Source organism: Nocardia sp. NBC_00416, from assembly GCF_036032445.1.
Taxonomy (GTDB): Bacteria; Actinomycetota; Actinomycetes; order Mycobacteriales; family Mycobacteriaceae; genus Nocardia.
In genome coordinates, this window is sequence record NZ_CP107932.1 from 456,368 (window position 1) to 480,483 (window position 24,116).

At 66.0% G+C, this 24,116-nt stretch carries 19 protein-coding genes and 3 pseudogenes; 13 read left to right on the forward strand and 9 right to left on the reverse strand.

Translation table 11 applies throughout. From position 1 onward, the window contains the following. Positions 1-543: 543 nt before the first annotated feature. Together OG804_RS02245 and OG804_RS02250 are read right to left on the reverse strand one after the other, a co-directional pair. Entirely contained in the window at positions 544-1,569 is a 1,026-nt protein-coding gene (locus OG804_RS02245; protein ID WP_328393327.1) for a magnesium and cobalt transport protein CorA, read from the reverse strand. Continuing rightward, positions 1,566-2,207 carry a TetR/AcrR family transcriptional regulator gene (locus tag OG804_RS02250; protein ID WP_328393329.1) on the reverse strand — a complete coding sequence of 214 codons (642 nt, stop codon included), beginning with the start codon at positions 2,205-2,207 and terminating at the stop codon, positions 1,566-1,568. The genes OG804_RS02245 and OG804_RS02250 overlap by 4 nt, the downstream gene beginning before the upstream one ends. Before the next feature lie 119 nt (positions 2,208-2,326). On the opposite strand from OG804_RS02250, the gene OG804_RS02255 reads away from it, so the two are divergent. After that, positions 2,327-4,066, forward strand: a complete 1,740-nt coding sequence (locus tag OG804_RS02255; protein WP_328393331.1) for a CocE/NonD family hydrolase — start codon at positions 2,327-2,329, stop codon at positions 4,064-4,066. A gap of 116 nt (positions 4,067-4,182) precedes the next feature. On the opposite strand, the gene OG804_RS02260 is transcribed toward OG804_RS02255, so the two are convergent. Continuing rightward, positions 4,183-4,998, reverse strand: coding sequence for a FadR/GntR family transcriptional regulator (locus OG804_RS02260; RefSeq protein WP_328393333.1), 816 nt, complete (start codon positions 4,996-4,998; stop codon positions 4,183-4,185). A 213-nt stretch (positions 4,999-5,211) separates the two neighbouring features. Between OG804_RS02260 and OG804_RS02265 the strand changes: the two genes are divergently transcribed. The 9 genes from OG804_RS02265 (at position 5,212) to OG804_RS02305 (ending at position 14,785) form a co-directional block, all read left to right on the forward strand. Continuing rightward, a complete protein-coding gene (locus OG804_RS02265; RefSeq protein WP_328393335.1) occupies positions 5,212-5,730 on the forward strand; it encodes a flavin reductase family protein in 519 nt (172 codons plus the stop codon). Positions 5,731-5,780: 50 nt separating this feature from the next. Then, positions 5,781-6,983, forward strand: a complete 1,203-nt coding sequence (locus OG804_RS02270) for an acyl-CoA dehydrogenase family protein (RefSeq protein ID WP_328393337.1) — start codon at positions 5,781-5,783, stop codon at positions 6,981-6,983. A gap of 117 nt (positions 6,984-7,100) precedes the next feature. Next, a complete protein-coding gene (locus OG804_RS02275; RefSeq protein WP_328393339.1) occupies positions 7,101-9,113 on the forward strand; it encodes an acetoacetate--CoA ligase in 2,013 nt (670 codons plus the stop codon). Beyond that, positions 9,110-10,033 carry a VOC family protein gene (locus OG804_RS02280; RefSeq protein ID WP_328393341.1) on the forward strand — a complete coding sequence of 308 codons (924 nt, stop codon included), beginning with the start codon at positions 9,110-9,112 and terminating at the stop codon, positions 10,031-10,033. The genes OG804_RS02275 and OG804_RS02280 overlap by 4 nt, the downstream gene beginning before the upstream one ends. A 31-nt stretch (positions 10,034-10,064) precedes the next feature. Further along, positions 10,065-10,898: a fumarylacetoacetate hydrolase family protein gene (locus OG804_RS02285; RefSeq protein ID WP_328393343.1), complete on the forward strand. Its 834-nt coding sequence runs from the start codon at positions 10,065-10,067 to the stop codon at positions 10,896-10,898. Positions 10,899-10,903: 5 nt separating this feature from the next. Then, complete coding sequence (locus tag OG804_RS02290) at positions 10,904-11,353, forward strand: nuclear transport factor 2 family protein (protein WP_328393345.1); 450 nt, start codon at positions 10,904-10,906, stop codon at positions 11,351-11,353. Positions 11,354-11,399: 46 nt separating this feature from the next. After that, positions 11,400-12,392, forward strand: coding sequence for an amidohydrolase family protein (locus OG804_RS02295; protein ID WP_328393347.1), 993 nt, complete (start codon positions 11,400-11,402; stop codon positions 12,390-12,392). 129 nt (positions 12,393-12,521) lie between these two features. Continuing rightward, entirely contained in the window at positions 12,522-13,505 is a 984-nt protein-coding gene (locus OG804_RS02300; RefSeq protein WP_328393349.1) for an MBL fold metallo-hydrolase, read from the forward strand. Positions 13,506-13,690: 185 nt separating this feature from the next. After that, on the forward strand, positions 13,691-14,785 hold the full coding sequence (locus OG804_RS02305; protein WP_328393351.1) for an amidohydrolase family protein: 1,095 nt from the start codon (positions 13,691-13,693) through the stop codon (positions 14,783-14,785). A 30-nt stretch (positions 14,786-14,815) separates the two neighbouring features. On the opposite strand, the gene OG804_RS02310 is transcribed toward OG804_RS02305, so the two are convergent. Together OG804_RS02310 and OG804_RS02315 are read right to left on the reverse strand one after the other, a co-directional pair. After that, the gene (locus OG804_RS02310) at positions 14,816-15,211 is read right to left on the reverse strand and encodes an NAD(P)-binding protein (protein WP_328393353.1); all 396 of its coding nucleotides are present in this window, start codon (positions 15,209-15,211) and stop codon (positions 14,816-14,818) included. A gap of 30 nt (positions 15,212-15,241) precedes the next feature. Beyond that, on the reverse strand, positions 15,242-16,135 hold the full coding sequence (locus OG804_RS02315) for an RNA polymerase sigma-70 factor (RefSeq protein ID WP_328393355.1): 894 nt from the start codon (positions 16,133-16,135) through the stop codon (positions 15,242-15,244). Positions 16,136-16,428: 293 nt separating this feature from the next. Here OG804_RS02315 and OG804_RS02320 point away from each other — a divergent pair, with 293 nt between their 5' ends. Beyond that, entirely contained in the window at positions 16,429-17,124 is a 696-nt protein-coding gene (locus tag OG804_RS02320; RefSeq protein ID WP_328393357.1) for an NAD(P)-dependent oxidoreductase, read from the forward strand. A 109-nt stretch (positions 17,125-17,233) separates the two neighbouring features. Here the strand turns inward: OG804_RS02320 and OG804_RS02325 are convergent, their stop codons facing one another. The 3 genes from OG804_RS02325 to OG804_RS02335 all read right to left on the reverse strand — a co-directional run bounded on the left by OG804_RS02325 (position 17,234) and on the right by OG804_RS02335 (position 19,731). Continuing rightward, positions 17,234-18,487: an ATP-binding protein gene (locus OG804_RS02325; protein ID WP_328393359.1), complete on the reverse strand. Its 1,254-nt coding sequence runs from the start codon at positions 18,485-18,487 to the stop codon at positions 17,234-17,236. 205 nt (positions 18,488-18,692) lie between these two features. Beyond that, complete coding sequence (locus OG804_RS02330) at positions 18,693-18,875, reverse strand: hypothetical protein (protein ID WP_442941922.1); 183 nt, start codon at positions 18,873-18,875, stop codon at positions 18,693-18,695. Positions 18,876-19,251: 376 nt separating this feature from the next. Then, the gene (locus tag OG804_RS02335) at positions 19,252-19,731 is read right to left on the reverse strand and encodes an Lrp/AsnC family transcriptional regulator (RefSeq protein ID WP_328393361.1); all 480 of its coding nucleotides are present in this window, start codon (positions 19,729-19,731) and stop codon (positions 19,252-19,254) included. A gap of 399 nt (positions 19,732-20,130) precedes the next feature. On the opposite strand from OG804_RS02335, the pseudogene OG804_RS02340 reads away from it, so the two are divergent. Further along, a pseudogene (locus OG804_RS02340) lies at positions 20,131-22,458 on the forward strand (transketolase-like TK C-terminal-containing protein); the annotation flags it as partial. 64 nt (positions 22,459-22,522) lie between these two features. On the opposite strand, the pseudogene OG804_RS02345 reads toward OG804_RS02340, so the two are convergent. Further along, positions 22,523-23,025, reverse strand: a pseudogene (locus tag OG804_RS02345) (transposase); the annotation flags it as partial. A 68-nt stretch (positions 23,026-23,093) separates the two neighbouring features. Here OG804_RS02345 and OG804_RS02350 point away from each other — a divergent pair. Then, positions 23,094-23,979: pseudogene (locus tag OG804_RS02350) on the forward strand (IS5 family transposase). The last annotated feature ends 137 nt before the right edge of the window (positions 23,980-24,116 follow it).

Genomic DNA, 24,116 nt, shown 5'->3' on the forward strand with positions numbered 1-24,116 from the left:
AGTCACTGGACAGCATCCCCTCTTGCTCCTGGTATGGGCAGGATCGGGTTTATGGAGCGAGAAGGGGACGCAGCCCTTGGATCAACATCCGAGAGGAATGACGTCGAACCTGTGTAGACGGTCTGTGAGAACCAGGGGACTGCGGGGGTTCGGTTGTAGTTCGAAGACATTCGGGATACAACCACGCGAGGCGTCGCGGAGACTGAGTTTTGTTGATGGACAGCTACGTCCGGTAGGCCGAGCATCTCACAGGTTCCAGGGTGTCCAAGCGTATGCCCGAGCACGGCCTTTGGCTGTCTGTAGGTTTTCCAGGCTCCTGCTTTGACCGCTTCATCGGAAGGAGCGAGGGTCCCGGTTCTGTGGCTGGTAGTGCGCCGGGGCGAAGCGTGGGTTGGTCAGGGTTTAGGTAGTGGAGGTGTGGCGGCGTGGCGCGCACTGGGAATCGCCGAAAGCACCGTCAAATTCCACGTCAACGGCGGTACCGAGCCATCGGCCCGCACGAGGGTCGGCGCCGAGCGTAATCGGTGAATCCGGTGCGGTGGGTCAGAGCCAGTGCTTGTACTTGAACACGGCCCAGAGGCCCAGCCCCAGACCGAGCATGAGTGCTACCGCGAACGGATAGCCCCACGCCCAGTGGAGTTCGGGCATGTGGTCGAAGTTCATGCCGTAGATGGACGCAACGAGTGTGGGGGTGAAGAGGATGGCCGCCCAGGAAGAGATCCTTTTGACTTCTTCGCCTTGGGCGAAGCTCGCGCTGGACATGCGTTGCATGGCGTCGTTCTGTTCCAGTGCGATGAGGGTGGAGTGCACGCCGAGGGCATTTTCGAGCAGGGACCGGCAGGTGGTGACGCGTTCGGTGACGCGGATGAGGTGGTCGGCGACGTTGCGGAGCCGGTTCCGGACTTCGCCGCCGGTGCCGTAGTGGTCGGCGCCGCGCAGCAGGCTCTGGACCATGTCGGGGAGCGGGCCGATCGCGCGTTGGAACGAGATGACCTGTTCGATCAGCAGGTAGATGCGTTCGGACAGGTTCGGGTCGACGGGGCCCCCGCTGAAGAGGCTGTCTTCGACTTCGTCGATGTCTTCTTCCAAGCCGGCGACGACCGGGGCATACCCGTCGACGATCTGGTCGAGTAGTGCGGTGAGCATGGCCTCGGGGCCGAGGCCGAGGAAATCCGGTTCGGCTTCGAGTGCCACGCGGGTGGCGGTCAGATCGGGGAAGTTCCCGCGGCGCAAGGTGAGGACGAACTGCGGTGCGACGAAGAGATGGATCTCGCCGAACTCGACCCGTTCGCTGGCGTCGTGGTAGGCGCCGGGGCGCAGGACGACGAACATCGTGTTGCCGTAGCGTTCGAGTTTCGCGCGCTGATGTCCCTTCTGGGCGTCTTCGATGGCCAGTGGATGCAGCCCGAATCGGGTGGCGGCGTCGGCGAGCGCATCGGGGTCGGGGTCCTGTAATCCGAGCCAGGCCACCGTATTTCCGGCCTGCAGGGCGCGGTCGGCTTCTTCGAAACTGTGCAGGATCGCGGTGCGGTGCCCGTCGATGTAGAGGTGGCCGTCGATGGGTGTCATACCCGGCCTCCCTTGTCGTCGACGGTCTCCGGCTGCGGCGCGAGGATCTGCTGGATCGCCGGGGCGAGGATGGTGACGAGTTCGTCGGTATCGGCTTCGACGAGGGTGGGCACGCCGATGATGCGGCGGCCGGTGACGAGCCCGACCAGCATCGACGAGGCCAGGCCGGCGCGTAGAGCCGCATCCGCGTCGGTGCGTGTCCGGGTGCCCTCCAGTAGCCGGGATTGGATGAAGTCGCGTAGCTGTTCGCTCGCGTTCTCGTTGACGATCGCGCCGCGCAACATCGCCATCAGGGGCTCGGATTCCTCGGGTGCCCCCTCCCACGCTCCCAGGTAGGCGCGCACGACTCGTTCGCCCAGGTGGTCGTCGGGTCCTTCGAACGCGGTGCTGAACCGTTGCAGCGCCGCGGGCGGGATGGCCATCACGGCCGCGAAGAGTTCCTCTTTGGACCGGTAGAACTGGATCACCTGCGAGGGATCCACCCCCGCGTCGGCGGCGACGCGCCGGATCGTGGTGGCGGCGAAGCCGTCGCCGGCGAACCGCGCGCGTGCCGCGTCGAGGATCGCCTGGCGGGTGGTCGACGTGCCGGGTCGCCGGCCGCGGCGCGCCTTGGCCGGTGATCCTTCCTGGGTCGTCATACGTTGAATCTATCGCCTCACATTTTTCTCAACACGCGTTGAGTTTTTGGGCTTGTGCTCGTACGCTCGTCGGAGAACGGAAAGTTATCCCAGGTCACGAGACGAAAAGGGGCTCATCGATGAGCGAAGACCAGAAGATGTTCGTACCGTCTCATCCGCTGCCGGCCGCCCGGACCGGCGTGTTGACCGGTTTCGACCCCGGTACCCGAACCCTGGAGGCGGGGTTCCGGATCGCGCCGCCGTTCCGGCCGCTGCCGGTCGACATCGTGTTCGACAAGGACGTCCCTGTTCCACTGCGGGACGGCACCACGATCCATGTCGACCTGTTCCGTCCCGCGGGCGCGGAGCAGGTACCGGTGCTCGTGGCGTGGAGTCCGTACGGCAAAGGGCAGGGCAGCTCACCCAGCGTGATGGGCGTCTTCGGCCTGGTCGGCTTGGACAACGGCATCGTCTCGGGGCTGGAGAAGTTCGAAGGCCCGGATCCGGCGTACTGGTGCGCGCACGGGTACGCGATCTGTAACCCCGATATCCGCGGGGTGGTCGACTCCGACGGCGACAGTGTGCTGTGGGACCGCCAAGAAGGCCGTGACTGCTACGACCTGATCGAATGGCTCGCCGAACAGTCCTGGTGCACCGGCAAAGTCGGGATGAGCGGAACCTCCTACCTCGCGGTATCGCAATGGTTCACCGCCGCCGAGCAGCCACCCCACCTGGCGGCGATCAACCCGTGGGAGGGCGTCAGCGATGTCTATCGCGATCTGGTGATGCGGGGTGGGATACCCGACACCGGGTTCGCCGAGCAGCTGCAGGACGGCAGCTTCTTCGGCAAGAACCGGAAAGAGGACATCGTCGCCGAGGCGCAGCGCTACCCGCTGATGAACGAGCTCTGGGAGAACAAGATCCCCGACTTCGGCCGCATCACCGTGCCCGCTTATATCGTGGCCAGCTACTCCAACACTCTGCACACGGCGGGAACGTTCCGCGCGTGGCGGCGGATCGCCTCGGAGCAGAAGTGGCTGCGCATCCACAACAGCCAGGAATGGCCCGACTACTACGACGAAACGAATCGGCAGGATCTGCATCGCTTCTTCGACCACTTCCTGAAAGGTGAGGACAACGGCTGGGAGAAGACGCCCCGCGTGCGCTACTCCCTGCTCGACCTCCAGGGCGGCGACCAGGTGAACATCCCTGCGGATCAGTTCCCGCCGGCAGACGTCACGCCTGTGAAGTACTACCTCGACGGGAACTCGCGGACGCTGACCAACGCGGCGCCCGAAGCCGCGGCGAGGGCCGGATACGCCGTCGGGGCCAATCCCGACGAGGTCTCGTTCGTGAAGCGTTTCGATCAGGAGACTGTGCTGGTCGGCTACCCGAAGGCGCACCTGTGGGTCGAGGCGGAGGGCGCGGACGATATGGACCTGTTCCTCCTGGTTCAGAAGCTCGACGCGTACGGTACGCCGCTGCGGCAGTTCACGGTGCCCAACCAGAACGCGCGGGTGCACGACGTCACCGAACGCGGCGCCTCGGTCCTGCGGTACAAGGGCACGGATGGACGCCTGCGTGTCTCGATGCGCCATCTCGACGAGCAGCTGTCGACCGCGGACATCCCCGCCCACAGCTTCGACCGAATCGAGAAGCTGTCACCCGGCGAGGCCGTCGATATCGAAATCGACCTACTCCCGGTCGGACTCACCTTCCGGCCGGGCGAACAGCTCCGTCTCGTCGTCAGCAGCCGATCGCTCCTCGGCACGATGATGCCGGGCAACCGCGAGTACACACCGGCCACCGGCGGGCAGCACATCGTCCACACCGGGGGCGACCGGGCGTCGTACCTACAGCTGCCGGTCGAGCCCGCGTGACCGGGCGCTGACACCGCCGGATCGTGGGTGGCACCTCCGGCAAGACTCGTGCCTCCACGCCAGCGGACGAGGTGGCCGCCGCGTGCTCCGCTTCTTCCGTGCCGGTGTCCTGCCGTTCACGACGGCGAGTCGAGGGTATGCCGACGCAGGATCATGGTTGGGACGGTACGACGCAGCGCGTCGATTGCGGCGTCGTTGTCGCGTCTGGCGAGGGCATCGACGAGGTCTTCCATGACCTCGGCCAACGGACTCGGGTCGACGTCCTCGGGTGGGGTGGTCTCCAGCTCGGTGCGCACGTAACTTGTGCCGACATCCATGATGCTCAGGTAGAGAGTGTTGAGCAGGACGCCCTTGCCCATGTCGGCGAGGCGGGCGTGCAGGGCCCAGCATGCCCAGACGAAATCCGAGACCGTACCCGAGGTGCGGGTTCGCCGCACGTGTTCGAGATGTTCGGCAAGTGCGTCCTGATCAGCGAGGGTGATGCGACGCAGCACCTCCTCGATCAGCAGGGGGGCGATCGCGTCGCGGATTTGCACGGCTTCGTTGAACGCCGAATCCTGGTCGGCCGCGGTGCGGAACCATCCGTTCATCCGAGACAGGGGTGAGGGGTCGCAGGCGAACAGCCCGCCGCCGGGGCCGGGGCGGGAGGTGATGATTCCGCGAGTCTGCGCGAGTTTGATCGCCTCGTTGATGGTGCCGACCGAGACGCCGCAGAGCTTGCGCAACTCGTCTTTGCTGCCGATTCGCTCTCCGGCGGGTATCGCCGCCGCCAATCGGGCGATCTGGCCTGCTGCCTGCTCGGCGCGGGACCTGCCCACAGTGACCGTACTGCCCACATCTGTTGCGCGAGACCAGAGTTCACGTGAGTATGCGGGGCCCTCGAAATCCTCGGCGAAGGCTCCGGCGGCGGTGTCGCCGTCGTTTCCGCTCATCGCTTCCTCCCTGCTGGAGAGACGGTGCCCAGTCACTGTAGCAATTAATCATGACTATTCCGTATCCCCAGGTCCGCCATGCGCCGCGGACGTGGATCCGGTGGCGAAATTAATCATGATTATTTTCCCGATCCTCTTGACATGTGACCGGGGCCACCTCAGCATGGGTGGGGCCGCAATTAATCATGATGATTTACCGAAAGGTGGCCGGCGATGTCGGATCAGCATTTTCGAGACCTCATGGCGGGCGTGTGCGCGCCGGTCACGGTGGTCACCACCGCTGACGCGCAGGGTCCGCACGGTGCCACGGTGAGCTCGCTGGCGTCGCTGTCGTTACGTCCGGCGTTGATCTCGATCGCGCTGGACCACCGGTCCGCCCTGTTGGCCCGGATCCGGGACCGTGGCAGGTTCGCGGTCAACGTCCTCGCCTCCGGCCAAGACCAGCTGGCGACACTGTTCGCCACTCGTGGCGCCGACCGGTTCGCGACCACCGGATGGTCCCTCGCCGAGGGGCTACCTCGGCTGGACGGTGTGGTCGGCTGGGCCGCCTGCGATGTGTGGCAGACCGTCGAGGCAGGTGACCACCTGCTGTTGATCGGCTCGGTGACCCGCGCCGCGTCCACGCAGGAAGCCCCGCTGGTATACGGCCACCGCACCTTCGGAACCCACTCGCGATTCGCGGCGCGCCCACGCCGGCCCATCGTCGACGACATCACCGCCTGTTCCCGCTGACCAGCGCCGATCCACCCTTCAGTCCTACGTAGTACCGATCAGGAGAAACGATGACCACCACCGAACAGCAGTCCGTGGATGCACCCAGCGCCGCCGAGTTGGTCGCCCGGGTCAGAGAACTGACTCCGCTGCTGAAGCGCAATGCCGCGGCCGGCGAACAGGACCGCCGGGTCGTCGAGGAGAGCATTCAGGCCCTGACCGACGCCGGACTGTTCAAGGTCGCCGCCCCCAAGCGGTACGGCGGCTACGAGACCTCGATGCGGACCATGCTCGATGTGTCGGCGGCTGTCGCCGAAGCGGACGGCGGAACAGCCTGGGTGGTGACACTCACCAATGTCATGTCGTGGGTGGTCGGGCTCTTCCCCGAACGCGCCCAGGACGAGGTGTTCGGCGCCGATCCCGACGCCAAGGTCTGCGGTGTACTGACCCCGACCGCGGAAACCCGCAAGGTCGACGGCGGCTGGCGCGTAACCGGCAAGTGGTACTACAACTCCGGGTCGCTGCACGCCACCTGGGCCGGACTGGGCATCCCGATCACCGACGACGAAGGAACCGTCGTCGACCAGGGTATGGCGCTGATCCCGCGCGGCGAGCTGGATCTGGAGGACACCTGGTTCGTCGCGGGGATGCGGTCCTCGGGCAGCAACTGCATGGTCGCCGACGACGTTTTCGTCCCCGAATACCGCGTGATGCGGGTGCCACCGGCCATCGGTGGTGACTATCCCACCGAGCACACCGACGAAAGCTTCTACCGGTCCGCGCTGGTGCCGGTGCTGGCCCTGGTGCTGGTCGGCCCACAGTTGGGCATGGGTAAGGCGGCGCTGGACCTGGTCGTGGACAAGGCTGCGAAGAAGCCGATCTCCTATACCTTCTTCACCGCCCAGAAAGAATCGGTGGGCTTCCAGTTACAGATCGCCGAAGCCGCCCGGCTGATCGACACCGCGCACCTGATCGCCTACCGTGCTGCCGCCGATATCGACGACGCCGCATCGCGCGGTGACTATCCCGACTACCTGACCCGGGCTCGCGTACGGGCGGACACCGGCTACGTCGCCGACTGCATCACCCGTGCCATCGAGATCCTGTTGTCCGCGCACGGGGCCGGCTCCTTCGCCGAAGTCAACCCACTGCAACGGATCTGGCGCGATTCGGCCACCGCCGCCCGCCACGCCATCGTCGCACCACAGATCAGCTACGAGATCTACGGCAAAGCGCTGCTCGACGTCGCCGAACCCATCACCCCGCTGGTCTGATCCGGCCGGACGAGACCGCGAGCCGCGGGCGTCGGAGGGGGAGGATCACGCCACCACACGGTCTTCCGTATGCCGCCTCGTCTCGGGATAACTCGCACGATTCGACAGGAGCCCTACATGGCCGTCCCCATCTGGACGCCGAACCCCAGAGATATCGCCACAGCCGATATCTCACGATTCACCGAATTCGTAGCGGCCGAGCACGATGTGCGGTTGGCGACGTATCGGGATCTGCATCGCTGGTCGGTGGACAACCTCGGTGAGTTCTGGCAGGCGGTCTGGGATTTCTTCGATATCCGATCCACGACGAACCCCGGCGCGTCGCTGACCGATCCGCGGATGCCCGGAACCACGTGGTTCCCGGACGCGCGGATCAATTACGCCGAACACCTGCTGCGCGCACGTGATCCGGACACGGTCGCTGTCGTCGACGCTCGCGAACCCGGCGCGGCCACCACGTTGGTGACCTGGGGTGAATTGCGCCGGCAGGTCGCAGCGCTGGCGTATACGCTGCGTTCGCACGGTGTCGGGCCCGGTGACCGGGTCGCCGGGTATCTGCCCAACTGTGCCGAGGCGGTCGTGGCGTTTCTCGCCTCTGCCTCGCTGGGTGCGGTGTGGGCCTGCTGTGGGCAGGACTATGCGGTCCCTGCCGCGCGGTCGCGGCTCGGGCAACTCGAACCGGTCGCGTTGATCACCGCCGATGGTTACCGGTTCAACGGTGCGGCGCGGGACAAGTCCGTCGACGCGACCCGTTTACGCGCGTCGCTGCCGAGTGTGCGGGTGGCGATCGCGGTGGACCGCATCGGGTCCGGTATCGCGGCGATGACCCCGTGGTCGGAGGCCACCGCCGGAGAGCACGAGTTCGAGACGCGACCGGTGCCGTTCGACCATCCGCTATGGGTGGTGTTCTCCTCCGGGACCACTGGTGTCCCGAAAGGTATCGTGCACGGGCACGGCGGCGTGCTGCTCGAACAGCTGAAAACCAGCGCTCTGCATCTCGATCTCGGTGCGACGGACACGTTCTTCTGGTTCACCACACCGAGCTGGATGATGTGGAACAGTCTGGTCGGCGGTCTGCTGACCGGGGCGCGGATCGTCTGCTACGACGGCAGCCCCACCCATCCGGAGGCCGACGCATTGTGGGATCTCGTGGACCGGTTCGACGTCACTGTGTTCGGCACCAGCCCCGGCTACCTGCTCGGCTGCCGCAAAGATGCTCCCGGCCTGCGCCGCGCCCGGTCGCTGGACGCGTTGCGCTGCGTCGGGGTTACCGGGGCCACGTTGCCTGCCGCCACCGCCGAATGGCTCGCGCACGAACTGGGTCCGCGGGTGCGCATCGCCTCGACCAGCGGCGGCACCGACGTCGTCAGCGGATTCGTCGGCGGCGCGCCGACGCTCCCGGTGTACGCCGAGGAGATCCCGGGCCCGTGCCTCGGCGTAGCAGTGGACGCCTACGACCCCGGCGGCAACTCACTGACGGGGCAGGTCGGCGAGTTGGTCGTCACCGCCCCGATGCCGTCGATGCCATTGCGGTTCTGGAACGACCCCGAGGGGACGCGCTACCGCGAAACCTATTTCACGATGTTTCCGGGGGTGTGGCGACAGGGTGACTGGATCACCCGCACAGACACCGGCGGTGTGGTGATGCACGGCCGTTCCGATTCCACGCTCAACCGGCACGGAGTCCGAATGGGCAGCTCGGATATCTACGACGTCGTGGAAAACCTGCCCGAGATCGCCGAAGCTCTCGTCCTGGGGGTCGAGGAACCGGGTGGCGGATATTGGATGCCGCTGTTCGTCGTCCCGGCACCCGGTGTCGTCGTCGACGATCGTCTACGGGCCCGCATCACCGATGCGATCCGCCGCGATGCCTCACCGCGCCATGTTCCCGACGAGATCATTGCCGCGCCCGGCATACCGCATACGCGCACCGGTAAGAAACTCGAGGTCCCGCTCAAACGGATCATGCAGGGCGCACAGCCGGGGGATGTGATCGATCCGGCCTCGGTGGACGACCCCGAACTCGTCGACTGGTACGTCCGCCTCGTCACCGACCGCGGCAGATCAGGGCCTGCCCCTTCGAATTCCGGCTCCGCCCGGACGACCGAATATGCCCAGGAGACACGATGAGCCTGCATCGACTGACCACGATCACTATCGGAGTACCCGACCCCGACACCACCGCCGACTATTACCGCGATTTCGGGCTCACCGAGCTGGGCGGATACCGCTTCGGCACGGTCGACGGCGGCGAGCAACTCCGTATCGCGCGCACACCACAGCGTAGGTTGCTGAGACTCGGTATCGGCGTGCACGACCCCGACGACCTGGCGCGGATCGGTAGTCAGCTCGACACGCTGGATATCGCCTACGCCACCGATGACAGCTCGCTGACTGTCCAGGATCCGAACTCGTCGCTGACGGTGGTGATGGAGATCGCCCCCGAGATCGTGCAGCAGCCCGCGGCGTGGCCGGTCACCAACGGACCCGGACGGCACGATCGCCGCGACGAGCGGGCCGACGGGATCGGCCGGACCGGTCCGGTCCGGCCCCGCAAACTCGGTCATGTCGTCATCGGCTCGCTCGATCAAGAGGCCAGTCAGCGATTCTTCGCCGAAGGGCTCGGATTCAAGATCAGCGATACCGTCCCCGGGCTGGCCGCCTTCATGCGCTGCTCCACCGACCACCACAACGTCCTGGTCCAGCAGGCACCGCTGAATTTCCTGCACCACACCGCCTGGGAAGTCGACGACGTCGACGAAGTCGGCCGGGGCGCGAGCTCGATGCTCGAAGCCGATCCGGAACGCCACGTATGGGGTTTGGGCCGCCATCACATCGGATCGAACTTCTTCTGGTACCTCAAAGACCCGGCCGGCAACTTCTCCGAGTACTACAGCGACCTGGACTGCGTCGTCGACGACGCATTGTGGAAACCCGAAGTCGTCGAAGGTATGAAGGGCCTCTACAACTGGGGTCCGCCACCGCCGCCGTCGTTCCTGGCGCCGGAAGATCTCGCCGCCCTCATGACCGGTTCCCACGCGCCGAACTGACCCGCACACCACCCCCGAAAGCAGGACACTTATGCGAATCAGCAGGATCGACACCCGCTACCACGTGATCGACGGTGACACCGCCGTCGATATCGCGACCGCGAGCAACGGACGTTTCGCCCCGGACGGTTTCGATATCTACGAACGCTGGGCCGAACTCACCGAATGGGCGAGCACGCTACCCGGCGACGCGTATCGGCCGTTCGACCCCGACCGGCTCCGAGCGCCGGTGGCGCTCCCGCGTCAGGTGTTCGGGATCGGCCTGAACTATCGTGACCACGCCGCCGAATCGAATCTCGCCGAACCCGACGCGCCGCTGGTGTTCACCAAGTTCCCGACCTGCATCACCGGCCCCACCGCGACCGTTACCCTGCCGTCGGACCATGTCGACTGGGAGGTCGAACTGGTCGCCGTGATCGGTAAACGCGCCGACCACGTCGCCGAGGACCGCGGCTGGGACCACATCGCGGGTTTGACCGTGGGACAAGACCTCTCCGAGCGGAAAGTCCAACTCGCCGGCCCCGCACCTCAGTTCGGGCTCGGCAAGTCGTTTCCCGGATTCGGCCCCACCGGCCCCGCCGTGGTATCGCTCGACGAGATCGCCGACCCGGGCAACCTCGAGATCGGCTGCTCCCTCGGTGACGAGGTTCTGCAGAAGGGCAACACCAGCGATCTGATCTTCTCCGTGCCCGAACTGATCGCCCGGCTCTCCGCGATCTGCCCGCTGCTTCCCGGCGACATCATCTTCACCGGAACCCCCGCCGGCGTCGGCGGCACCCGCACACCACCACGATTCCTGCCCCGCGGCGCCACCCTCGTCAGCTACGTCGAGGGTCTCGGCGAACTCCGAAACCCGCTGGTCTAGTCGGTATGAACGTCGACAACAACAATGCTCGCGGGGATACGGTTGCCGCCGAGATCGCCGATCGCGAACGCGCGCGGACCGCGGCGTTGACCGCCGGCCGGATCGACGAATTGCCAGCGTTCTACGACGACCGTCTGATCTACACCCATTCGAACGGCTGGCGTGACGACAAGCAAACATTGCTGGCGCGCTCGACCGTGGGCGGGCTGCGGTACGAGCAGATCGAGCACCGAATCGAGCAGGTGCAGTTGGGCGGCGACATCGCAGTGGCAATCGGCACCATGCACGCCACCGTCACCGTCGGCGTCCACACTCACGGTATCGCCTCGCTGACCTCGACGATTTGGTCACGGTCGACGGCCGGACAGCCATGGGTCATGTTGCTCTTTCACGCCACCCCGCGCCACACAGAAAATCTCGATGACGATGTCGAGCCGCGACCGGAACCTCGGTGAACGAGCAGTCCGGCCACCGATCGCATGACCGTGAAGGGCAGGAGCAATGAGCACAGCCGGCGAACCGCTTATCGATGTGCACGCGCATTTCGTCACCGACCGCTACGTGACCGCAGCGAGAACTGCCGGGCACGAGCATCCCGACGGGATGCCCGGCTGGCCCACTTGGAAAGTGGGCGACCATCTGGCGCTGATGGACGAAGGCGGGATCGACACCGCGATGTTGTCGGTGTCCTCGCCCGGTACGCACTTCGGTGACGACCGGGCCGCCCGCGAGCTTTCCCGGGGGGTCAACGAGTTCGCTACCGACCTGGTGCGCGAACATCCGCGGCGCTTCGGTCATTTCGCCAACCTGCCGCTGCCGGATGTGGACGGCGCGCTCCGGGAAATCGCCTATGCCCTCGATGTTCTCGGCAGCGACGGCGTCGCCGTGGAAACCAATGCGAACGGACGGTATCTCGGCGACGTTCTGTTCGAACCGGTGTGGGCCGAACTCGATCGCCGCCATGCCGTCGTCTTCGTACATCCGACGTCGCCACCGGGGCACGAGGCCGTCTCCTCGGGACGGCCGCGGCCGATGCTGGAGTTCTTGTTCGATTCCGCCCGCACCGCCGCCGACCTCGTCTTCGCCGGCGTCTTCCTGAGGTATCCCGAAATCTCGTGGGTCTTCACGCACGGCGGCGGCGCACTGCCGCTACTGGCCGACCGCCTGGAATTGTTCCGCCGGCTCTTCGACGGCGGCAGCCCGGACGACCCGACCGTCCAGGACCAGCTGCGCCGGCTGTGGTTCGACATGGCCGGCACCCCATTCCCGCGGCAGATCCCGGCCTTGACCGCCGCCGTCGGCACCGACCGCCTGCTGTACGGCAGCGACTACTGCTGGACCCCCGCACCCGCGACCGCAGGCCAGATAGCCTCGATCGATTCCGCCGAACAACCGCACGGTGACACGTGGCGCGCCCTGACCACCCGAAACGCGCACCAGCTCTTCCCTCGTCTGAAGGGCACCGCAGGTGAACGGCAAGCTCACCGTCGATGACACCGCTGTCAGCGGACGCGAGTTGGGCTCACACGTCAATGCACCAGAGGAGACTCGGCCATGAGAATGCCCAGTCCACGTCTGCGCCGGGCGTCGGTGACGGCCGTAGCGACGATCGCAGCTGTCACGATGGCGGTCACCGGATGTGCAAGCTCCGCGGGCGACGAGGCAGTCGCGTCGCCGACCGGTGGCTCGGCGCCGGACCTGTCCCCGGTCTACGACGGGTCTTCGAAGTTCGTCACCCTCGGAACCGGCGCCGGCGGTCTTCCGCAAGTCGATCGCTCGCAGCCGGCGAACCTGCTGGTGACCAAGGACCGCCACATCCTGGTCGATGCAGGTGCCGGAGCCGTGAACCAGCTCGGGAAGATGAGCATTCCGCCGAGCACGATCGACACCGTGGTCATCAGCCACCTCCACTTCGACCACACCGGCGGGCTGTTTGCCCTCTTGGGCCTGCGACTACAGGTCCCCGGCCCGGAAGCACTGACGATTTACGGACCGCCCGGCACGAAGGCGATGGTCGACGGGCTCCTCGCCGCCGTGGCGCCGGCGACCAGGCTGTTCAACGCCAGGAGTCAGGATTTCGCTTCCGGAGGCGAACCCGCCAACGGCGTCTCGGTGGTGGAGATTTCCGACGGCGGCACCGTGGACATCGGTGCCGCGAAGCTGACTGCCGCACAGAACACCCACTACAGCTTCCCGGAGGGAAGCAGCGAGCTCGTCGAGAACGTGTCGCTCTCGTACCGCTTCGACCTGCCGGACCGATCGATCGGTTTCACCGGAGATACCGGGCCGAGCGAGAAGATGACGAAGCTGGTCGCGGGAGTCGACCTGCTCGTGACGGAGGTGATCGACGCCGACGCGTCCCTGGCTGTTGTCACCGGGCAGCGGCCCGACCTGACCGAAGCCGGGAAGAAGAGTGTGTACCAGCACTTCGTTGACGAACATCTGACGCCGGCGGAGATCGGGCGCATAGCCCAAGCCGGAAAGCCCGGCATGGTGATGTTGAGCCACAACGCGCTCAGCGGGGGGAGCGAGGAAGACGCGATCGCTGCGATCGCACAGTCCTACAGCGGCCCCGTGACCGTGGCGAAAGACCTCGAGGTCTTTTGACCGCGTCTGGGTCCGGTGCCACCCTCACCGAAGCCGCCGCACTGACCGGAAGCCCTAAGCTGCCCCTGTCTGCGGCGTACGTCGACCGAGCTGGTCCCGACCGCGAAAGCCCAATTCGACTGGGCTGCAAAGAAACCGACCTTGTTGCGCCGACCGTGACCGCTATGACCCCGAGGAAGTGAGTTATGACCACGACCATCCAGAACGTATATCTCCCGCTGAGCAATACTCCGAACCAGGCCTTCGATGTTCGCTTCGCAGACACGATCGAGGCGGTGGCGCCCGCGGGAACAGATCGGCGCGCCGGGGAAGTGATCGACGGCGAAGGGCGATTTCTGCTGCCGGGACTCATCGACACCCACGTCCACCTCGGCAGCCGCGACACCCTGCAGGCGGCGGCGCGTGCCGGGGTGACCACCATGGTCGACCTCGGCACCCATCCTGACCAGCTCATCGATCAGCTTCGCGCCGAGGCGGGCGTCGCGAACTTCCTCAGCGCCGGAACGGCGGCTTCGGCGCCCGGCAGCACCCAGATCGCCTTGATGGGCTTTCCTGCCGAAGGTGCAGTGACCGGACCCGGCGACGCCGAGCGTTATCTCGCTTGGCGCACCGCCGGCGGGGCCGACCTGATCAAGATCATCGTCGAGGACCCGGCCGCGACGGAGGTTCCTGCGCTCGGGGTGGAGACCATTCGAGCGTTGGTCGAGGGCGCCCACGCGCGTGGACTGGTGACCGTCGCGCACGTCGTCACCGCGGCAGCATTCGAACGTGGGCTCGACGCCGGAGTGGACATCCTCACCCACGCTCCGCTCGACCGTCCACTGCCCGATGACACCGTCCAACGCCTCCTGGAGTCCGGAACCGTCGTCTCCCCGACGCTGGTGATGATGCGCGTGATGGCTCACGCGCGTCTGGGTGACCGCGCCGAAGCCGCGATCGAGAACGCCACCGAAAGCGTCCGCAAGCTGCTGCAGGCGGGAGTCGCGGTGATCGCCGGCACCGACGCGAACGAGACTCCGTTCGCCCCTGTCGCGCATGGCAGTTCACTGCACGACGAGCTGAGCTTTCTCCAGGCTGCGGGGATGACCGCGACCGAGGCGCTCCGGGCTGCCACATCGCATGCTGCTTCGGCTGTTCGTCTCGGCGATCGTGGCGCGCTCGATGTCGGGCAGCGCGCCGATCTCATGCTCCTCGACGCCGACCCTACCGCCGATCTCGCCGCGGCCCGGATCCCGAACCAGATCTGGATCGGCGGGTCCGCGGTCGCTCGAGCCGACTGAACACCGATTCGCCACTTCGATGCGGCGCCGCTACCGTTCATTGTTCCCTCGGGACCAGCTCGGGTCCGGGTTGTTCACTGTTCTTCCGTGCGGCGGGTCGCGGCGCTGTGCGCGCAAGACAGCGGCCGGAGGGGTTCGCCGCAGCCGACCGTCGGCGCGGAAGGCGACCTTACCGGCGGCGGTGGGACCGGGCCATCCGAACCCCGCCACGAAGCCGCGCTTCTTCAGCCAGGTGTAATGCGGTCCGTCGGCGTAGAAGACGTGGGCGCCCTCATGTGCGACATAGGGTGCGGCTGTAGCCCGGCTGCGGCCGCCGAGGGTCTGGTGGGCTTCGTGTAGGTGCACCGGTATACCGGCCTCGGCGCAGGCGATGGCTGCGGTGAGACCGGCGATTCCGCCGCCGATCAGGGTGATTCGGGTATGCATCGGGGGCTCCTCCCTGGAGATGGGCGCAAGTCAACGGTCGAGAGCGGTTGCGCGTTGCATACGCGAGAGCTTGTGGGGGTTGCGCACGTAGTAGAGCCCGGTGACCAGGCCGTCATCGATCCGCACCGCCACAACGCCGTCGACCTGCCCGTCGAGTCGGATGATCAGCGCGGGACAGCCGTTGACCTGCGCCGGCTCGGCCGATGCGGCGCCGCCCAGCCAGCCCGTGCCGCCGCTCAACACGCGGACCACTCGGTCGACGCCCACGATGGGCCGCAGCGTCGCCTGCTTGACTCCGCCGCCATCTCCCAAGAACACGACATCCGGCGCCAGAGTATCGAGCAGGCCCTGCATATCGCCGGTCTCGACCGCTCGTTGAAACGCCCTGAGCGCTTGTCGGGCCTCGACCGGCGACACGGCTCCACGCGGCCGGCGAGCAGCGACGTGAGCGCGGGCCCGGTGGGCGATCTGCCGGACCGCGACCGGACTCTTGTTCACGGCTTCGGCGATCTCGTCGTAGGCCAGGTCGAACACCTCGCGTAGCACGAAGACCGCCCGCTCGGTCGGAGTGAGTGTTTCCAGCACCAGAAGCATCGCCATCGAGACGTTCTCGGCCAGCTCCACATCTTCGGCCACGTCAGGTGTGGTGAGAAGCGGCTCGGGTAGCCACGGGCCGACGTAGGACTCCCGGCGGCGCCCGAGTGTGCGCAGCCGCCGGATCGCCTGCCGAGTGGTGATCTTTGCCAGCAGAGCGCGTTGATCCCGCACCGTGCCGAGGTCGATGGCTGCCCACTGCATCCAGGTCTCCTGCAGGACGTCCTCGGCGTCGGCGGCCGAACCGAGCATCTCGTAAGCGACGGTGAACAGCAGGTTGCGGTGGGCGACGAAAACCTCGGTGGCAGGGTCTCCGCGTTCGGTGCTCATGTCACGCTCCCGTCTGTCGGACCGGTCGAAGAGGACATGCATCAGTGGTGTGCCGCGGTCACTTTGTGACATCCGGGCGTAGTGGCGCCGGTCACAGCACGCATTGTCACAGGTTCGCGGCCTTCGGGCACTTATGTGCATCCCAATACCCCAGGCAGGAGAGCTGACATGCAGGTAGCAGTGGTGGGCAGCGGCCGGATGGCCGGCATCGGGCCGCAAGCACTCGGTCCCTTGCGCGCAACTTCCCAGACGGTTGGCCTGCAAGCGTCGTAATCCAGGAAAGGACGAGCACCATGCGCATCACAGTCTTCGGAGCCAACGGACCCACCGGCCGCCTGCTCACCGACCAGGCGCTCGCCGCCGGACATCAGGTCGCCGCGGTCACCCGGCAACCGGAATCGTTCCCTCTGCACCATGATCGACTCGAAGTGGTCGGCGCCGATGTGCTCGATCCGGTCGCTGTCGACGCCGTCGTAGCGGAGCGCGAGGCGGTGCTCTCGACGCTCGGGGTGCCCGCCGGCAAGGAACCGATCACCACGTACTCACATGGCATGGCCAATATCGTCGCAGCGATGCAACGACATCGAGTGCGGCGGCTCGCCGTGGTCAGCTCGACGGGAGTCGACCCACACCAGTACTCCGAGGGTGGGTTCCTGTTCAACCGAGTACTGCTGCCGTACGTGACCCGAGTGCTGGGCAAAACACTGTACGACGATATGCGGCGAATGGAAACGCTGATCGGCGCCAGCGATCTGGAATGGACGATAGTCCGCCCGAGCGGCCTCTACGACCGGCTGGAGATCACCGACTACACCCTTGTCCAGGGCCACGCCGACGGCCGGTTCACCTCCCGCGCCGATCTGGCCGCGAGCATGCTCGCCCTGCTCGACGACGACCGCTACCTGCACACAACCGTCGGTGTCATCACCAGCACCGACAACCCCACTCTGTTCCAGTGGATCCGTGGCCAAGCACTCACCAAGAGCTGAGCCGGCGTTGGTCGGCCTGCCGAGTCGGACGTCCGGCGACCACCGCCCGACTGCTGGCTCGCCTTTCGAGCAAGTTATCCGGATCCGCTGATCGTGGGCGCGGCTTCGCTCAGCTGGTTCCGGTCTCCCACAGTGCCCCGACCGGCATAGCGCGGAACTGAGGCCCGAACGGCAGGGTATCGGTGCCGGTGTAGAGGACGATTCCGACCACGAAGTCGTCTCCGAGTCGGTCGGCGAGCCGCCGCAAACCGTGGAAGTCGTTGCCTCGGACGGTGTTGGAGGCCTTTACCTCGATCCCCACGACCCGGCCGTGTGCATCTTCGAGGATGATGTCTACTTCGACCTTGTTGTGGTCGCGATAGTGGTACAGGTCGGCTTCTGTCTCCGACCAGGTCAGCTGCCGGGCGAGCTCGGAGGTGACAAATCCCTCCAGGAGTGGGCCGAAAGGGCCCTCCGGGCGTCGGAGTGCGTGGGCGTCGGTGGTGAGTAGCCGGGCAGCGATCCCCGAGTCGACGAACGCCAGCTTGGGCATGGATGTGACACGGGTGCCGATATTGCGGGACCATCCAGGTATCTGTTTGATCAGATAGACCTCGTCGAGCAGGGTGAGATAGCGCTGGATTGTCGGGCGTGACAGTTCGAGTTCGCTCGCCAGTCCGTTGGCCGAGACCGTCGTTCCGGAGCGGGCAGCGAGTAGACGTAGCAGCGCCTTCAGCTGTGGTACACGCTCGATCTCGGAGAGCTGCCGAATATCGCGCTCGATCAGATTCTGCACGTAGTTGTCGAAGAACCGGGTCCGGCGCCGGGGGTCGGTACGCATCACGGCCTCGGGTAGCCCGCCGCGGACGATTCGGTCGGCGTAATCGGTTCGTAGGATCTGCGAAGTGTGGCGCAGTGCTGGTCCGTCGCGGAACACTGCATCGATGAACCCATCCGTGGTTCCGTCGATCTCTCCCTGGGAGAACGGCCACAGCTCGATGGTCTCCATACGCCCGGGCAGAGTGTCGGGCAGACCCCGCAGCCCGAGGAGCCGGGACGATCCCGTCAGCAGGAACCGACCTGGCTGGGGATCGGAATCGACGGCCACCTTGATGGAGAGCAGGAGCTCGGGTGCCCGCTGGATCTCATCGATGATCAGGGGCGTCCCGGCGTCGACGAACCCCTCGGGATCGGCTAGCGCTGCTTCGCGGTCCCGCGGCCGGTCCAGGTCGCGCCATTCCGCATCGGACTGGCCGGCGATGTGTCGGACCAGCGTGCTCTTGCCGGCTTGCCGTGCTCCGTTGACCAGTACCACGCGCGTGTCGGTCAGAGCGGCTTCGATGGCCGCGGCAGCATGTCTGGGCAGCAGATTTCGAGGGGACACGGCGCTGATGATACACCTTGAGATATGCAATATGCGACAACTGTATGTGCAGTATGCGAAGGGTGAGCGTTCGATTTGCGATATGAGTGTGTGCAGTTTGCGAACCGATACTCGTCGAGCGGCTTGCACCCCGAACCAAGTCTGGGCCGGCGGGTCCGTTGTCGCTCGAGCCCGGCGATAAACCGATGCGACCGCTGGTTGCGGGTCAGCGCGCCGTGCGTGGCAGTGGTCGAATCACCTGGTGTTCGTCCTCGTCGTCGAACAGGGGGCGGATTCCCCGGGCAGCCATGATGTGATTGTTGCTCGCGCCCGCGGCGATCATCGGCCAGACGAGGGCGTCGTTGCTGACGACGAAGTCGACCACCACCGGCCGGTAGGCCGAAGACACAATCGACGCCGAGCTCCTCGAGGGAACGCACCACGGTCTGTGCTCCGGTGACGAGTTCGGGCAGACGTTCCGGCTCGGCGTGGGGCTACGGTTTTTCACGGAGTCGGCTCGTTGCACTCACAGGGATGTCCTTCGATCTGGTTCGGCGGTGTGATCGGCACGGCGGTCGAAGGACCGATTCTGGCTTCGCGGCCTGCCGGGCATCCTCGGGATCGGAGGACGATGCGCAACGAGAGTTGCTCGCTGGTGGGCGAGTACAGAGTGGAACACCGGCCCCCGCTCACCGGCAAGAGGCGACATCCCATTTCAGCATTCTGCTCGCGATCGCCGTGTCGGCACGTGTGTGCGTGCGCAGAATGCCCACACACCGGTTAGCTCAGGAGTGGTCGGCGAGTGGTTCGAGCAGGGGCGTCACCCGGTAATCGACCAGTTTGCGCATGACGAGCGCGGTATTGGTCTGTTCGACGCCGTCGATATCGAGAATTCGGCCCGCGATCCGGTACAGGTCGTCGGCGTCGCGGGCCACGACATGGACGAGAAGGTCGGTGACGCCGCTGAGCCCGTGCACTTCCACTACCTCAGCGATGCTGTCGAGGGCCGCCGCGATCGGGGCCAGTTTGCGCTGGGTGACCTTGGTGAGGACGAACGCGGTCAGCGGATAACCCAGCGTGGCCGGGTCGATCCGGTGGTCGAAGGAACGTAGGACGCCCTGCTTCTCCAGCTTGGTGAGCCGGGCCTGAACGGTATTGCGGGAGAGACCGGATCTGTCGGCCAGGGCGAGGACGGTGGCGCGGGGGTCCTCGTTCAGGGCGCGCAGGATTTTCGCGTCGATGGAATCGACGGTGGGCGTGGGCATTGTGCCAACCTCCAGCTGGAGCGAGTCAACGATGGTGTGCAGAATGATTAATCTCTGCGGGAGAACTTGCTCGAATTGTATGTCAGTAGTCATGATGATGAGAGATCTGCACAAAGAATCTCGACAGGCGTGGGCGTGACGGCACTCCGCCGCAGACGTGGAATCACCAGTTCCGCCTGCGGTTCGTCTAGTGGACGGGTTATCTCGCAAACCGGCTATCCGCCGGGCCGGGCCCCTCATATCGTGAAGGCCTCAGCGTGTCCCAGGTGATCACGAGGCGAGGTCGGGAGTCGGCCGCCGGCCCCGGTGCACCGCCATATCGGGATGACTCCGGCACCGGATTTCTACGGCGAATTACTCACAGACACAACTCTTCTCAGTCGAATCAGGAAGTGACTTATGACCGCGACGACCTCGTCCGCTGATCCGCACGCCCCGATTGCTGATGCCGGCTCGGAAACGCTGCGTGATATCGAGAATCGCGTGCTGTGGCTGTCGACAGCGATGATCCACCACGCCAACCGGGTGCGCCCGAATCCGAGCGGTTTGAAGGTGGGCGGGCACCAGGCGTCGTGCGCGTCGATGGTGTCGATCATGACCTCGCTGTGGTTAGGTCAGCTGCGACCCGGGGACCGGGTGTCGGTGAAACCGCACGCCTCGCCGGTGCTGCACGGGATTAACTATCTGCTCGGCGAGTTGGACGAGAAGTACCTGACGACCTTGCGTGAGTTCGGCGGGTTGCAGTCGTACCCGAGCCGGTCGAAAGACCCTGATCCCGTGGACTATTCGACGGGGTCGGTGGGTATCGGCGCGACGGCGCCGATCTGGGGTGCTATCGCCCGGCGCTATGTCGAGACCGCGATCGGTGGCGCCGGAAACGGCAGGCAGTATTCGCTGGTCGGCGATGCCGAGCTGGACGAGGGCGCGGTGTGGGAGGCGATCCTCGACACCTCCGTCGCCGAATTGGGCGAGATCGTGTGGATCGTCGACCTGAACCGGCAGTCGCTGGACCGGGTGGTGCCGAATATCGCCGCGGGCCGGCTCGAGGCCATGTTCTCCGCTGCCGGGTGGCAGGTGCTCACCGTGAAGTTCGGGACCTTGCTGGAGTCGCTGTTCACCCGCGCCGGCGGGCCGGAGCTGCGGACCCGGATCCTGGATATGTCCAACCCGGAGTACCAGCGGCTGCTGCGCTGCACCGCCGAGCAGCTGCGTGGGCGGCTACCCGGCGAGGGCCCCGATGCCGGGGCGATCGCCTCTCTGATCACCGATCTCGAGGACGGCACCTTGCTGGCGGCGATCCGCAATCTGGGCGGCCACGACCCGGACGCCCTGCGTGCGGCATATGCGCAGATCGATGACACTCGGCCGACGGTGATCATCGCCTACACCATCAAAGGCCGGGGCCTGCCGACGCAGGGACATCCGCAGAACCACTCGTCGCTGCTGACCGTGGAGCAGTACGAGCAACTCGCGGCCGAACTCGGGATGGACCCCGCGAACCCGTGGGAGCCCTTCGCTGCGGACAGCGCCGCCGGCCGAGTCTGCACCGCCGTTTCCCAGCAGCTCCAGCGTGACCCCGTCGACCTTGCGACACCGCCCGCGGTGCCGGCCGATATCGGCCGCACGCCATCGGGTACCTCGACGACCCAGGCGGCGCTGGGCCGGGCGCTGCTCGACCTCAGCCGTCAGGCCCCCGACGCCGCCAAACGGGTCGTGACGGTCAGCCCCGACGTCTCGTCGACGACGAACCTGGCGGGCTGGCTGAACAAGGTGGGGGTGTGGTCGCCCAACGAGCGCCGCAACTGGTTCGACGACGATGCCGAGACGATCATGCACTGGCGGGAGAAGCCCACCGGTCAGCATATGGAACTCGGCATCGCCGAGACGAACCTCGTCGGGCTGATGGGGGAGTTGGGTGCCACCTGGAGCCGGTGGGGGCAGCCGTTGTTCCCGATCGGGGTGATGTACGACCCGTTCGTCGAACGGGCCCTCGAACCGTGGTCGTACGGGATCTACGCGGGCGGGCAGTCGATCCTGGTCGGCACCCCGTCGGGCGTCACCCTCGCCGCCGAGGGCGGCGCGCACCAGTCCATCAAGACCCCGTCGATCGGCCTCGAACAGCCCGGCTGTGTGAGCTACGAACCGGCCTTCGCGATCGACGTCGAATTGACACTGCTCGACAGCATCTCACGGTTGGGCCGGCCGGACGGCTCCTCGTCGTACCTGCGGCTCTCGACCCGCCCGGTCGACCAGACGCTCGCCACGGTTCCCGACGACCCGGCCGCGCGGGAACGCCGACGCCGGCAGGTGGTCGCCGGCGCCTACATGCTCCGGCACAGCCACAGCCCGTCCGTCACGCTGGTCGGCATGGGTGCGATCATCACCGAAACCCTCGCTGCCGCTGATCGATTGGCCGAGCAGGGTATTGCCGCGGACGTCGTATGCGTGACCAGTCCGGGGCTGTTGTTCGAGGCGGCGCAGGCCCGCCGCGGCCTGGCCGACGCCCCGTCGTGGATCCTCGACCAGGTGTTCCCCGCCGACCGGTCAGCACCTATGGTGACCGTCCTCGACGGTCACCCGCACACCCTGGCCTTCCTGACCGGCATCAACCATGTCGCCGGTGCAGCACTCGGGGTCAGCAGATTCGGACAGGTCGGCTCTCTCGACGACGTGTACCGCTACCACGGCATCGATACCGACAGCATCGTTCGCGCCGCCCTCGACCTCGTCGGGTTGATGCCCACCGGTTTATCTGTCTCCAGCCGGTTGCTCGGCGTGGAGTGCATAGCCCATATATCTTGGCCGCCCCATACAACGACTCCGGCGCGCGCCGGCCCCGCGCGTCGGGTTCGTAGTAGCTGGCCAGGATCTCGGTCACCGTGGTGGCCCACAGCGCCCGTTTCGACGGTGCCCGCCGCGTCCAGGCATGGAACGTCCTCGGGGCGATCGTGCATCCGTGCGCGGTCAGCGCACGGCAGATCGGAACGACCCCGAACCGATCCCGATACTCGGCGATGAATCCACAGCTCACTTCTGTCGTGAATCGTTCGCCCGCGCGAAGAAAGACGTTGCTGCCGAGAGGATCTCGATTGTCTGTTCCAGCTCGGCGATCTTCCGCTTCTGTTCGCGGATCGTTCGCGCGGCCTCCGTCGTGACACCATCAGCGTCACCCCGGTCGACCTCGGCCTGACGGACCCATTTACGCAACGTCTCGGTGGTCATCCCCAACCGGGCCGCGACCGCCTTCATCGCGGCCCACTCGCTGTCGTAGTCGTCACGGTGATCGATGACCAGCCGGACCGCTTTGGCCTAGAGAGTGTCCTCAAAGCCTGTGCGGTCGAGGTGCCGGTTTGATTTGATGTGTGGTCGTGGCGCGTAGGCATGAGTTGACCGAGGAACAGTGGCGCACGATCGAGCCGTTGTTGCCGGTCTCGGGGGCAAAAGGCCGTCCGCGGGTGGATGACCGGCGGATCCTGAACGCGATGCTCTACAAGTCCAAGACCGGGGTGGCGTGGCGGGATCTGCCCGAACGATACGGGCCGTGGAAAACGGTTTACAACCGGTTCTGGCGGTGGTCGCGCAACGGCACCCTGGCGATGCTCGTGGCGCAGGTGCAGGTGATCGCCGAAGCGATCGATGAACTCGATCGTGAGGTGTCGGTGGATTCCTCGCTCGTGCGCGTTCACCAGCACGCGGCCGGTGCCCGGACTCGTGTGGTTCACACAGGGGGACAACGGATCCGGGTGCGGGCACAGCGAACCAGTTGATCATGCTATCGGGCGTTCGCGTGGTGGTCCGACTACGAAAATCCATTTGGCGTGTGACGGTCACGGGCGGCCGTTGACGCTGCTGCTGACCGCGGGCAACATCAACGATTGCACCATGTTCACCCAGGTCTCGGCCGGGATCTGGATGCCGAAACCCGGCCGAGGCAAATCATGGAAGCGACCGCGGCGGGTGCTTGCCGACAAGGGATACTCCACCCGCGCCATCCGTGCTCACCTGCGCAGTCGCGGTATCGCCGCCACGATTCCCGAACGCGTCGATCAGCAGGCCAACCGGCGTCGCCGTGGCAGTGCCGGTGGCCGGCCGCCGACGTTCGATCCCGTGGCCTATCGGCGCCGTAACGTGGTCGAACGCTGCTTCAACCGGCTCAAACAGTATCGAGCGATTGCCACCCGCTACGACAAAACCGCCACTTCCTATCGCGGGATGCTCGACCTGGCCACCCTGCTCATGTGGCTTTGAGGACACTGCCTAGGTCGCTTCGTCGTACTTCGCAGGCACGATCTGCCCATCTTTCCCAAGAAAGAAGGTGGGCACCAAACCCGGAGCGGTTCACGCTGCGCATCAGCGTGGTCGGGTTCTGTGCGGAAGAGCCAGGG